Source organism: bacterium (assembly GCA_037147175.1).
Taxonomy (GTDB): Bacteria; Cyanobacteriota; Vampirovibrionia; order Gastranaerophilales; family UBA9971; genus UBA9971.
In genome coordinates this window covers 1-12,935 of the sequence record JBAWVS010000010.1, presented here as the reverse complement: position 1 = coordinate 12,935, position 12,935 = coordinate 1, and the positions used below count along the sequence as shown (strand labels likewise).

General features: G+C 31.7%; 11 protein-coding genes. 8 read left to right on the top strand and 3 right to left on the bottom strand.

All coding sequences use genetic code 11. The features are described 5' to 3' along the window. Positions 1–4 precede the first annotated feature (4 nt). Both WCG23_03835 and WCG23_03830 read right to left on the bottom strand, forming a co-directional pair. Positions 5–1,042 carry a zinc-binding dehydrogenase gene (locus WCG23_03835; protein MEI8389000.1) on the bottom strand — a complete coding sequence of 346 codons (1,038 nt, stop codon included), beginning with the start codon at positions 1,040–1,042 and terminating at the stop codon, positions 5–7. Between the two features lie 95 nt (positions 1,043–1,137). Beyond that, complete coding sequence (locus WCG23_03830) at positions 1,138–2,154, bottom strand: alcohol dehydrogenase catalytic domain-containing protein (protein MEI8388999.1); 1,017 nt, start codon at positions 2,152–2,154, stop codon at positions 1,138–1,140. 303 nt (positions 2,155–2,457) lie between these two features. Here WCG23_03830 and WCG23_03825 point away from each other — a divergent pair, with 303 nt between their 5' ends. Then, positions 2,458–2,997 carry a hypothetical protein gene (locus WCG23_03825; protein ID MEI8388998.1) on the top strand — a complete coding sequence of 180 codons (540 nt, stop codon included), beginning with the start codon at positions 2,458–2,460 and terminating at the stop codon, positions 2,995–2,997. Positions 2,998–3,065: 68 nt separating this feature from the next. On the opposite strand, the gene WCG23_03820 is transcribed toward WCG23_03825, so the two are convergent. Beyond that, positions 3,066–3,698 (bottom strand): flavodoxin family protein, encoded by a 633-nt coding sequence (locus WCG23_03820; protein ID MEI8388997.1) that lies wholly within the window; start codon positions 3,696–3,698, stop codon positions 3,066–3,068. A gap of 458 nt (positions 3,699–4,156) precedes the next feature. Between WCG23_03820 and WCG23_03815 the strand changes: the two genes are divergently transcribed. From WCG23_03815 to WCG23_03785, 7 genes are all read left to right on the top strand, one after another. Further along, on the top strand, positions 4,157–5,260 hold the full coding sequence (locus tag WCG23_03815) for a polysaccharide biosynthesis/export family protein (GenBank protein MEI8388996.1): 1,104 nt from the start codon (positions 4,157–4,159) through the stop codon (positions 5,258–5,260). Between the two features lie 27 nt (positions 5,261–5,287). Next, positions 5,288–7,444: a Wzz/FepE/Etk N-terminal domain-containing protein gene (locus tag WCG23_03810; protein ID MEI8388995.1), complete on the top strand. Its 2,157-nt coding sequence runs from the start codon at positions 5,288–5,290 to the stop codon at positions 7,442–7,444. Between the two features lie 38 nt (positions 7,445–7,482). Beyond that, entirely contained in the window at positions 7,483–8,460 is a 978-nt protein-coding gene (locus tag WCG23_03805) for a glycosyltransferase family 2 protein (protein MEI8388994.1), read from the top strand. Positions 8,461–8,482: 22 nt separating this feature from the next. Next, positions 8,483–9,613 (top strand): glycosyltransferase family 4 protein, encoded by a 1,131-nt coding sequence (locus tag WCG23_03800; GenBank protein MEI8388993.1) that lies wholly within the window; start codon positions 8,483–8,485, stop codon positions 9,611–9,613. Between the two features lies 1 nt (position 9,614). Beyond that, positions 9,615–10,538: a polysaccharide pyruvyl transferase family protein gene (locus WCG23_03795; GenBank protein ID MEI8388992.1), complete on the top strand. Its 924-nt coding sequence runs from the start codon at positions 9,615–9,617 to the stop codon at positions 10,536–10,538. Between the two features lie 88 nt (positions 10,539–10,626). Next, positions 10,627–11,217, top strand: coding sequence for an acyltransferase (locus WCG23_03790; GenBank protein ID MEI8388991.1), 591 nt, complete (start codon positions 10,627–10,629; stop codon positions 11,215–11,217). Beyond that, entirely contained in the window at positions 11,211–12,752 is a 1,542-nt protein-coding gene (locus WCG23_03785; protein MEI8388990.1) for an oligosaccharide flippase family protein, read from the top strand. The genes WCG23_03790 and WCG23_03785 overlap by 7 nt, the downstream gene beginning before the upstream one ends. Positions 12,753–12,935: the final 183 nt, after the last annotated feature.

Here is a 12,935-nt window from a genome sequence, read left to right as displayed (position 1 = left end):
TTTTTTAAGGTTTTAAAGCTATTTTAATTGCTTTTCCTTCATTATGAAGTCTTATTGCCTCATCAATTTGCGAAATAGGCAGCGTATGAGTAATAAGCTTTTTTACGTCAATATGACCTTCACTAATGAGCCTTAAAGCTTCTCTAATGTGTCTCGGAGTGTGATGGAAGGTGCTTGCTATTTTTATTTCGTCATAATGTATTCTTCGAGTGTCGAGAGTTATTTTGGTTCCTGATTTACACCCGCCAAAAAGATTGACTGTCCCGCCTTTTCTCACTAAATCAATCATTTTTTCCCACAATTCAGGCAGTCCGACTGCTTCAACAGCAAAATCAAGACCTTTTCCTTCAGGAGTGAAATCAAGAAAAGCTTTTTTAGGGTCAGAAACTTCTTTCAGGTTAATAACTTCATCAGCTCCGCCGAATTCCTTTGCAAGACGCAATTTAAGAGGATTTCTTCCTGCGGCGATTACTTTTGCGCCTTTAAGCTTGGCAAGACGTACAAATAAAAGACCTATAGGACCTAAACCGATAATTCCCACAGTTTGTCCCTGTTTAATATTTAATTCCTCAACTCCCAGAACCACATTAGCAAGAGGCTCGGTGAAAGCTGCTTCATCAAAAGTAACATGCTCAGGAATATGCAAAAGGTTTTGCTTTACAATAAGCTCTGGAACACTTATATAATCAGCAAAAGCTCCGTTTAAAAGGTCAAGATTTTCGCAAAGATTATATTCATGAATTCGGCAATAATAGCATTTCCGGCAGGGTGCAGAATTTGCTGCAACCACGCGCTGACCCGGTTCAAAGCCTTTCACATTTTTGCCGACCTTATGAACTGTTCCCGCAAATTCATGGCCGAATCCGGACGGTACTGTTTTTATTAAAACAGGGTGCCCTCTTTCATAAGTCTTTATATCAGTTCCGCAGGTGAGAGCCGTACCGATTTTTATGAGTACTTCTTCGGCTCCGATTTTCGGAACATCTATTTCCTCGTACTTAACCACTCCCGGTTCGTAAAATAAAACTGCCTTCATGTTCATAATTTTTTGGAATTTCTCCGAATCTTTTAAAATAATCTTAATTTCTAATTAATTATAATTGCCTTGTCATATTTATGCTAATTTATACCTGAAATTCAATTAATTTTTATGTACGCTTTTATTATCCTGTTTGACAAAGTATCTTGAATAGCCTGATTTGTTTCATCAAATTTGTATTCAGTAATTAATCTCTCTACTTTAATTATATTATTTTTCAAAAGATTCAGCGAATCTTTAAGGTCAGAAGAAGCAGGCGAATAACTTCCAAATACAGTTAAATCCCTATAATAAATTTCGTTATTGGAAAAACCTTTTTCGAAAGAAGACACGCTTGCAAATACACATATAATTCCGCCGTTTCTTACACATTTTAAAGCAAGAGAAATCGATTTTTCGCTGCCTGAAGCAAGAAAAACTTTGTCCATTGCCTCTTTTTGAAAGTCAGCCCTGCAATACTCCGAGATTTCTTCATCGGAACTATACTTATAAACTTTGTCAAAGCCAAGATCTTCAGCGAGTTTTATTCTTTCATCTATAAGATCGCAGCCTATTACAACAGCACCGAAAGATTTTAAAATTTGTCCCATCAATAAACCTATAGAACCAAGACCTATGACCATGACAATATCGCCTTTTTTAATGTCAGCACGTCTTATTGCCCTTAAACAACATGCCGAAGGTTCTGTAAAAGATGCCTGCATATCAGACAAATTTTCGGGAACTTTTTGAACCGTATCATCAAGATGTTTTTCCGAAACATATATATATTCGCAAAATCCGCCCGGAATTATGTTTGATGATTTAAATTCATGGCACATGGAATAATTCTGATTTTTGCAATAAACGCAGTTATAGCAAGGAACATGATGACCCAAAACAACTCTGTCGCCGATTTTAAAGTCGGTTTTTGTTTTTATTTCTTCTATAATCCCTACAACTTCATGGCCGAGGACTGTGCCTTCTTTTACAGTTCCTTCTTTGAATTTTACAATATCAGACCCGCATAAACCGCATCCGTTAATTTTTATAATCGCACCCTGATTTTCCAATTCCGGTTTTTCTATATTTTTTAATTCTAAATTTTTTTTATCTTTATATAAAAATGCTTTCAATTTTCGAGTTCCTTTTATTTTAAGAGCCAATCTTGTTATGCTAAAACGAGTTTATATTTTTGAAAACTCATTGTTTCCGAAAATAACGCTCCTATTCTACAATACCGCTTTTCTGCCGTTTATTAAAATCCCGAATTTATTTTTGAAGCGGTATAACAAGACAGCTTCTAAAATTTTATCTTAAAAGAACTTTTTGAAACAAAATATACCTTAAGAATTGTAAACATATTTCCAGGATTCCTAAAGGAAAAATAACTTAAAGCCGATAAATATTATGTAAGTAAAAAAGATTAAGGAGTGCAAATGGCTTTGGGGATTAACAATATTAATCAAAATATATTTGCAAAGCCTGCTGAAACTGTTTCCGGGGCAGAACTTTCCAAAGTCGCTCAAGAAATTCTTTCGGCAAAAACTTCTTTATCTTCAATTTCTTCATCAAATTCCTCCTTTAGCGGATTAAATCTAGGCAGAAGCCTTGATGTAAGCCTTTTTGGCTCAACAGCAAGTAATGATACAAATGCAATTAAACTCGCTGCAACAAATAATGCAGGCTATGATCTCCAACTTTCACAAAAAACACTTTCAGCGGTCAACGCATTAAATTCTAAAGCCGCCAGCGATTTAGTGAATAATATTACTCAGTTCAGAAACGGTCTTATTCATATAAACGCAGAACAGCCTGATTTTAGCGGTTTAAAAAATATTTCCGCATTAAATAATCCTACCAAAACCCTTGAAAGCATGAATTTATCCAAAGATAAAAACGGCTCCGGTTCTTTTTACGCTCCAAGAAATACAAAAAATAAAGTTGAAGCAAAAGAAGGATTGAACCTTGTTGCATAATAAAAAGAACTCCTGAAAAGGAGTTTATTTACAGGAGTTTTTAACTGTAATAAAACAATCATTTCTCTCTATTCTATAAAGTTTGTTCTGATTCTTTCCTCTATATTTTCAGGTTTATGCAAACCGTTTTGTTTTCCGAGTTCTATGCATTTTAACAGCCACGCCATATTTCGTCCCAGAGTTCTCATTATTTGCAAACCTTCTAAGTCTTTTTGCACATCTTCAGGTTTGTGTCCATGGACGTTATTCCAATAATGACTTGAAACAACAGGCATATTGTTGATTGTAAAATACTTATTTAAAACATCAAAACTGGCAGTTGTACCTGCACGCCTTGCTGAAACAACTGCACTTGCCGGTTTGTATGCAAAAGCAGAGTTTCCCGCAAAAAATACTCTATCTAACAAAGAAAGGATTCTTCCTGTGGGATGCGCATAATAAACAGGAGTTCCAAATACAAAACCGTCAAAAGTTTTTGCTTTCTCAATAATCTCATTTACAATATCATCATCAAACACGCACTTACCTATAGTATTATTTCTGCAACTTAAGCAGCCGCAGCAATCTCTAAGCGGGTCGTTGCCTATTTGAATGATTTCTGTTCCTATATTTTCTTTTTCTAACGTGGTTGCAACTTCATTCAATGCCGTAAAAGTGCAACCATTTTGGTTAGAGCTTCCGTTTATCAGTAATACTTTCATATTTATCTCCTAAATCACTTTTGAGCATTTTACATTATACAAGTGTATTAATTATAATACCAATTCGCAGTCTTTAGAGTATTTTCTTTTTGCCATGCTGAGCGACTAACAGGAGCGTGAGAATCTATCTTAAAGTCTAAATAGGTTGCCACGTCAGCTCTTCAAGCTTCCTCGCAATGACAGTTTGATTAATTTATTTTGTTCAAGAATAAATATAATCCCCTGTTATTTTAAAAAAGAAAACGCAGAACAGTCTGCTGCTTAAGCCGAGGATATCGACCAGACTAATAATTCTTGAACAAAAAACTCTGAATACATGGCTTACATCGCATTATTATAATATTTAGTCAGTTGAATTATTATCAATAAATTTAAACCATGTTCCAATATGATTTATCTTTAAACTTTACAGTAATAGTTTAAAGATAAATCATATTGGGAGGTAGAATTTTAATTTTATGAAAATATTTTTTAATAAAATAATCTGCATATTATTTTTGTCTTTTGTCTTTTTTTTAATTTTTTGCGATAAAGGTTTTTGTACAGAAAATAATCCTGCGAAAACGCCGCTTACGCAGGGAAGCGTAACTATAGTAAAAAATGACAATTTCTCTGCCCTTAACTATAAAATAATTCCCGGGGACATAATATCCGTATCGGTTTATGATGAACCGAATTTTTTACAACCCGAAATCATTGTAAGACCTGACGGTTATGCAACAATAGACCCTATCGGGGAAATTTTGGTTGAAGGGCTTAATATACAAGATTTAACCAGAATTATAGAAAATAAATTTAAAAATTTTCTTAATGATCCGATAATCTCTGTAAATATAAAAGAATTTAATCCCCCGTCAATTTATATATTCGGTGCGGTACAAAAACCGGGAATGTACCAACAACTGACAAACGGAAGCAAGTATTATGCAGATTCAAAAAATACCACCGTAAGAACTGATTTAACTTTATCTAATATAATAAGCAACGCCGGCGGTATTTCAAACAATGCTGATTTATCAAATATTACCGTAACAAGTTTGAACAAAAAACAAACAATAATAGATTTATGGAAATTTATTAAAGACGGTGATATTTCGCAAAATATTAAACTCAAATCAGGCGATGTAATCTTTGTGCCTAAACTGGAATCTATAGGGATTAATGATGAGAATTTTAAACTTCTTTCAAAAATGTCCCTTTTCCCTGCAACTTTCCCGATTCGCATTATTGGAGAGGTAAAAACAGGCGGAACATTTAATATTTCAGGGGAATCACCTTATCTAAATACTGCTGTTTCAAACGCCAACGGCTACACTTTAGATGCAAAAAAAACGATAGTTGTGGTTTATCGAAAAGCCGATAATGAAAAACTTTCAAAAATATTCGTAGATCCTTTTATGAATGATTTCCTTTTAAGACCGAATGATCTTGTTGAGGTTAGAAAAAGAACATTTATGAAAGTTGTATCCGGTTCAGAATATTTTACAAGAATTATTTCGCCATTCTTAAATACGGCCTATACATATAGTTCCTGGAATTATATTTTAAAGATAAATAGATGAAATTAATAATAGGGAGAATTCAATTCAATGGAATATATGAGTTTTGATAAATTTTATAAATTAATATTAAAGAGATGGAAAATTGTTGTTTATTTTATGCTGGTTTTTTTAGGGCTAGCTGTTTTATACGGTATTTTATTTTACAGTCCGACCTATACTTCAGGAGCTAAAATTTTATTAAAACAAAATAATCCAAATACATATGTTACCCAGCTGAATTCTGACACAGAAGTTTCTTCTTTAGGACAAAACAAAAACCCTGTATTAACTCAAATAGAAGTGCTGAACTCTTTTGATATTGCTCTAAAAGTAGCTAATAAACTATCAAAAGATTCGGATTTTCAAAACTTTCCCGAAAAACAATTTGCAAAAGCTATACAAAACAGCATTAAACTTGTTAATCCGCCTGGTACAGATATCATAGAATTGACTGTTAGTTGGAATAATCCTTTAGATTCTCAAAAAATAACAAAAGCACTATTAGACAGCTATTATGCTTACAATGAAACTCTTTATAAAAAATCTATTTTTAACACTAAAAGATATATAGAGAATCAGCTTAAAGATACTAATCAAAAACTTTCAGCTATACGAGAAGAAATAGAAAATTATCGTAAAAAAAATTCAAGCATAAATATTGATTTAGAATCAGGAAGTTTGATTGACAAACTCGGGAGAACCGAAAATCTTCTTTCTGATATTAATGCAAATATTGCGTCTGCAAATAAAAAAGTACAAGAATTATCGCAAAATTTAAAAGTTGATTTAACAAATGCCGTTGAATCAGTAGCTATCGGGCAAAGCCAATCTTTAGCAACTTTAAATAGAAAATTAATGGAAGATCAACAAAAACTTGCTTCCTTAAAAATAAAATATCCTGTGACTACTCCACAAATAAGAGTCCTGTTATCTGAAATTAATGAAATAAAATCTCAAATAAATAATGAAACAATAACACTTATAGGTAAAAAAACTTTTAATAAAAACAATTCTGTCATTTCTGACTCTGTAAGATCAGAAATGGTCGCAAATTTTGTTAACAATAATATTGAACTCAAATCTCTATTAGCTCAAAAAGAAACTTTACAACAATCTTTAATGACACTTAAAAATAATCAAAATATTATTCCTGAACTGCAAAAAACTCTTCAAGCAATGCAAGAAAAAGAAAAGAGTCTGGCTTCAATAGTAGAAATACTTAATGGCAAGCTGGTTGAAGCAAAAATCAAAGAATCTGCCATAGTCAGCAATATTGATGTGGTAGAAAACCCAATATTGCCGACTTCAGAATCTTTTCCGACCTTATTTCACATCACTGCTCTTTTTATGTTTGCGGGTATTTTTATTGGAATAGGTACAATCCTCGGATTACATTATGTTGAAGATATTTGTGACGGCTCAAATGATCTTGAAGAGATAATTAAGGCTCCCGTATTAGGTATTATTCCCTGGTTGATGGATACAAATTATAATAATTTCCTTACAGATTATAATACTCAATCAGTTGTTGCTATTATTTACCAAAAAATCGCAACGTCCATTAAAATCAAATGTTATAAGAAAAAAAATAATTCTATCGGGATAATTTCTGCCGAACTTGAAAAAAGACGCTCCATAGTAACAGCCGGTTTAGCAAATACCTTTGCTAAAAGTGATGACAGAATAATTTTAATTGATACCGATTTTAGAGACGGCTCTTTAACCAGAGAATTTAATATTGATTTCAGCCAATATCCGGATCTGACAGATCTTGTATTAGAGTTATCCAAATTAGGCGAGGCTGCGGATTATAATGAAATTATACGAAAATTTGTTGTTCAAATTCCTAATCAGAAAAATTTATTCCTGATTCCGAACAATAACAAAGTAAACAATCCTTACGAAATTTTGAATCATGATATTTTTCCTAAATTAATACAAAATTTAAAAGAAAATTTTGACTTTGTTATTGTAGATTCTGCACCAATGCTTGCTGTAGCCGATTCAATCATAACTTCCCAATATCTTGACGGACTGGTTGTTCTTTGCGGAGTCAAAACTTCACGTTCTAATCTTAGAAAAATCAAAAAAATATGTGACGATCACTATGTTGAAATACTTGGAGCCGTTGCCAGAGACACCTTAACAGAACTTGAAGTTCCTGAAAACATGTATATTAAACAATTAAGCGTCAGCACTGATTAATTACAGAAAAATGAGATCTAATGAAGAGGAAGATTAATTTGAATTATCAAAACAAACTTGTTTCTATTGCTATGGCAACATATAACGGAGAAAAATACCTGCGGAAACAGTTAGACTCTATCTATAATCAAACATATAAAAATATTGAATTCATTGTATGTGATGATCGCTCTTCTGATGAAACTGTTAAAATCCTTCAGGAATATAAAAATAAATATGGCTTGAAGTTTTTTATTAATGAACAAAATTTAGGATTTGTTAAAAACTTCGAAAAAGCGGCTTCTCTTTGTACAGGAGAATATATAGCATTCGCAGATCAAGATGACATATGGCTGCCTGATAAAATAGAAATTCTTTTAAGTGAAATCGGTAATAATTCTCTTATCTGCTCTGATGCAAAATTGATTGATGAAAATAATAATCAGGTCGCTGAATCACTCGTAAAAAACCTGAATTTTGACACGGAAGTTTTTCTCGAGCCTCCCGAATTAATTTTTAAAAAATTATTTTATACACCTTATGCACTGGGTTGTACTATTTTGTTCGATAAAAATTTGTTAAAAGAGGCTTTACCAATACCTGAAGGGTTTAGTTATCATGATTACTGGTTTTTAATCGTTGCATGCAAACATTCGGGAGTAAAATTTATTGACAGACCTCTTGTTTTATACAGAAGACATTCTGACAATATTACTGGCAAATTGTTCAGTAACACAAATTTCTACAGCAAAATCGGCTCTGCTGTGAGTGCTTTATTGAAAGAAAAAAAACAATTCAGAAAGAAACGTTTTGAATCAAAACTTAAGGACATAAATATACTTATAGATAAAACGAACTTGCTTACAAAAAACGAAAAAGAACTGTTTAAAGAATCCTGTTGTTATTTTTATTCAATTATAACTTCAAAGTTGTCTTTTGAGGCTCTAAAATTCATTATACGAAATAAAACAGTCCTTTATAACAAAAAATCATATATGTATTGCTTATTAAAATACATATTATTGACATTATTTTAGGTAATAATTAAGGATTTGAACCTTGCAGAATAAATCTTCAAAAAAACATAACATTTTACATATGATTTACTATTTTTATAATGGCGGATCACAAATACTGCTTTTGGATACCCTGAAATCTTTGTCAAATAGAGAAGATATACAAAACAATCTGGTTATTATGGCAGGAGTTATTAATGAAGAATATAAAGAAGAACTTCTATCCACAAACACTAATATTTATATTTTCCCTGAAAATGGTCATAAAAACAGACTGAAATCTTTTATTAAATTATTAAAAATAGTAATTGAAAATAGAATTGATTTGATCCATTACCATGACTTAAGTACTGAGAAATGGGCAATCCTGTTAAAATTAATGTTTCCTAAAATCAAACTGGTTTATACATTGCATGATATGCATCAATTTTTCAGCAAACCGAGGGTATTTATTAAAAACTTTTTTGTAGATGTACATATAGCAATCTCAAAGTCAGTATTAAATTACTTTAGCAAATTTTCAGTCAAGCGAATATCCCTTATTTATAACGGGATTCGGGTCAAAGATTTTTCAACATACAGAGCAAATCTGAATTTAAATACGAATGTTTTAAGAATAATAAATGTTGCAAGAATACAAAATTCAATAAAAGGTCAGGATATTTTAGTAAAAGCACTAAATGAATGCAAAAAGAATAATTTGAAATTTACCTGTGATTTTGCAGGTGGTGTTTACAGCTATGACACAGACTCAATAATTCACTTAAAAGAGTTAGTAAATAACTATAATCTCGAAAATGAGGTCTCATTTTTGGGACATCAATCAAACATAGAAGAATTGCTTTCAAATTATGACGTATTTGTTTTACCGTCTCGTTCAGAAGGATTTGGGCTTGTCTTATTGGAGGCAATGGCTGTTGGTTTGCCTGTTATAGCCAGCAATATCGGCGGACCTGCTGAAATAATAAAACACGGACACAATGGTCTGCTGTTTGAAAGAGAAAATCATGTTGACCTGTCCGACAAAATCCGCGAATTATATTCAGACAGGAATAAATTAAATCAAATTTCAAAAACCGGTCTTGGTTTTGTGCAGCAGTTCGATATTTCAACTATGAGTGAAAAATATTATGAACTTTATAAAGCGCTAATTAAGGGGAAAGGAAAATATTAAATTGAAAAAATTCAGGTTATTTTATTCCTCGGGAGCTTCAAATTTTGGTGATAATCTTAATGTTATAATTTTTGAAAAGTTTATAGGATACGAACTTATAGCTACATCCAGATTGTTTTCAGAAGGGCTTGGTATTGGAAGTTTGCTGGAAACTTTTTTACAGCCCGATAATACTTCGGTTACACAGATCAAGTGTAATATTGAAAAATCACTCTTTCAGCCTGTTAAAGTTTTTGGTTCGGGATTTATCGCACCACCGGGAAACAAAGGATATCTGGAAAATTTCAGGAGAAAATTGATATTCCTTGCTGTAAGAGGCAAATTAAGCAAAGAAAGAATAGAAAAAATCGAAAAGAAAACTTTTGAAAACTTACCGCTCGGTGATCCCGGCTTGCTTTTACCGTTTCTTCTTGATTACAAAAAAATCAATAAAAAATATAAATATGGAATAATACCTCATTATGTAGATATAAATGAGCAGGCAATACATAAACTGGTTGATGTATTGCCTGACTCAATATTTATTGATGTTACTAAAAATACTATGTCTGTAGCAAAACTCATTGCTGAGTGCGAGATAGTTATTTCATCAGCAATGCATGGCTTAATTGCAGCTGATAGTATGAATATTCCTAATGTATGGGTAAAACTCTCCAACAGAATTGAAGGAGAAAACTATAAATTCGATGATTATTATTCTGCTTACAATATTAAACGCCCCCCTGTTGATCTTAATTCCTGTGAATTAAATGAGAATGGCATTAGAGATTATATTGATCAGTACAGTATTAATCCTGATAAAGTTCAATCAATTCAAGAATCTCTCATTAAAGCTTTCTCGCAGGAAATTAACAGCTATACTGAAACGAGTTTGTTTTCAGGAAAACCGGCAAAGCCGAATTTTCCCGAAAAGCATCACTCCTAAAAGCTATAGTGCTTTCGCAAAAAATATTTCATTTCTTAATTACTTTTTCAGAGCACTATAATTTGGTTAATATAGGAATATAACAGCAATGATAAAAAAATTTATTAATTATTTGAGAAATATAATCAGTTCAATAAAATTAAAAAATAAAATGAAAAAATTCGATAGTAGCGGTGATAATTTGTCTATAGATTTAAATTCTACTTTTATTTTTCCCGAAAACATAAAGCTGTCAGACCATATATATATAGGACCGGAGTGCCTATTAGAAGCTCGCGGCAAGATCGAAATTCATGAAAATGTAATAATAGGTCCCAAAGTTACAATTCTTACATCAAACCATAGATATGAGAACGCAGAGATGCTGCCCTATGATGATTATTATATTCTCAAACCTGTAACAATAGAAAAGAATGTCTGGATTGGTGCAAATGTGAGTATATGCCCGGGGGTTAGAGTTGGAGAAGGTGCGGTAATTGCATTAGGGTCTGTTGTCACTAAAGATGTTCCTAAATACTCTATAATTGGCGGAAATCCTGCAAAAATTTTAAAGATGCGCGACAAAGAACAATATAACAGGCTGAACCAAAATAAAATGCATTATTTAAGATTAAAAAAAGAGGGGAAAACAAGTATCAAATTTATCTCCAGCCCGACTTTTGAGGATAAAGTATGCTAGCAAAAAGTGATTTTAAAAAAATAGTGATATCGACAATATCACGTTTATCGTATCAATTTGCGTCCATATTAACCCTGCTTTTCCTGACCCCTTTCATGATAAAAAATATAGGTGATTATAATTACGGGATATGGGTTCTTGTTACTATTTTTGTAAATTATCTTGGATATACAGAGCTAGGAGTGTCCAGCGCGATTGAAAGAAATCTGGCCGTTGCTATCGGCGATAAAAACAAAGAAGAATTTAATAAAGTCCATAATAATGGGCTATTTTTAAATTTTATTATATTATTTTTAGTTCTTATTATTACATTTTTAATTATTGCTGCCATAACTCTTATCCATTTTAAAGAATACAAGCTGGTTTCAATTCTTATATTAATTATGGGTATTAATCTGGCTCTATGTTTTCCGTTCAAATCTTTTATCAGTATTATCTCAGCAAATATAAGATTTGAGATTATATCGAGCATTATGTCAATCCAGCTTTTGATAAATTCTTTAATGATTTTTGTACTGTTGTCAAAAGGTTATGGATTAATATCTCTGGCTCTGGCAACATTAACGGCAACTTTTTTCTCAAACCTCTTATACTTTATCTTTGCCATAAAATTATTTGATTTTTTACCTTTTGATTTCAGCCTGATAAATAAAGATACTATCAAAAAATTATTGGGTTTCAGCCGAAAAACTTTTATAGTACAAATTGCAGACATCCTTAGATCCAAATTAGATGAGATGGTTATAGGCACATTTATATCAGTAAAAATGGTCACTACATATTCTATTGCCAATAAATTAAACAGTTCTGCAAATAATTTCAGCTTATCATTCTTAGGAATCTTAAATCCTTTATTTTCAAAATATATAAATATAAAATCTAACGATGAAAGAGTAAAATTATTTTTCCTAATATCAAAACCGGTAATTCTCCTTTCTTCTTTAGTATTTTTCGGTTTTCTTTTTCTTGGTTATCCGTTCATAAAAATATGGATGGGGGTACATTATCTTAAGGCATATTACCCTTTAATTCTTCTTGCAGCGGGTTATTTTATAGCTTTATCCCAATCAGTAGGGGTTAACTATATGTTTTCCACCAATACCCATCAATATTTTGCTTACATCTCAATTCTAGAAGGGGTATCTAATCTTATTTTCAGCCTTGTTTTCGTTATATATTTCAAAATGGGTATTATAGGTGTTGCTCTTGGAACATTTGTATCGATATTTTTAGTTAAAACTTTTGTTCAGCCCTTTGTTGTCAGTAAAATTCTACAAATAAAAGTTTCTGAGTATTATTACTTTTTCATCAAAAATATATCTATCGGGCTTATTTTATACTCTTTAGCCGGACTATTAGTTTTGCAAATAAATATTGACGGTTATCTCAAAATTTTTGGTATTGCATTATGTTTTGTATTAATTGCTCTGATTCATTTCACCTTTATGCTTAATAATGAAGAGAAATCACTTATAAGAGAAAAAATTATACTACCCTACTTAAAAGACTTTTTTATTATTGGAAATAATAGATGATAATTTTAAATAATCTTTTTACGAACCCGGATTTTATAAAGTTCGGGTTTTGTCTTTATAAATAAAGGCGGGTATATTCTCTTCTAATCGCTGCGGCTAGTTAACATTTGAGAGTTAAAACTCTTGTTGGCTAATACCCTTTTTGGTTTTGCTGTTTTATTGTAGGGGCATCAAATAAATTTG

Excerpts from the sequence above, each read along its gene's own strand:
- WCG23_03825 (MEI8388998.1), top strand. The coding sequence starts at position 2,458 with ATGGCTTTGGGGATTAACAATATTAATCAAAATATATTTGCAAAGCCT.
- WCG23_03820 (MEI8388997.1), bottom strand. The coding sequence starts at position 3,698 with ATGAAAGTATTACTGATAAACGGAAGCTCTAACCAAAATGGTTGCACT.
- WCG23_03835 (MEI8389000.1), bottom strand. The coding sequence starts at position 1,042 with ATGAACATGAAGGCAGTTTTATTTTACGAACCGGGAGTGGTTAAGTAC.
- WCG23_03815 (MEI8388996.1), top strand. The coding sequence starts at position 4,157 with ATGAAAATATTTTTTAATAAAATAATCTGCATATTATTTTTGTCTTTT.
- WCG23_03785 (MEI8388990.1), top strand. The coding sequence starts at position 11,211 with ATGCTAGCAAAAAGTGATTTTAAAAAAATAGTGATATCGACAATATCA.
- WCG23_03810 (MEI8388995.1), top strand. The coding sequence starts at position 5,288 with ATGGAATATATGAGTTTTGATAAATTTTATAAATTAATATTAAAGAGA.
- WCG23_03790 (MEI8388991.1), top strand. The coding sequence starts at position 10,627 with ATGATAAAAAAATTTATTAATTATTTGAGAAATATAATCAGTTCAATA.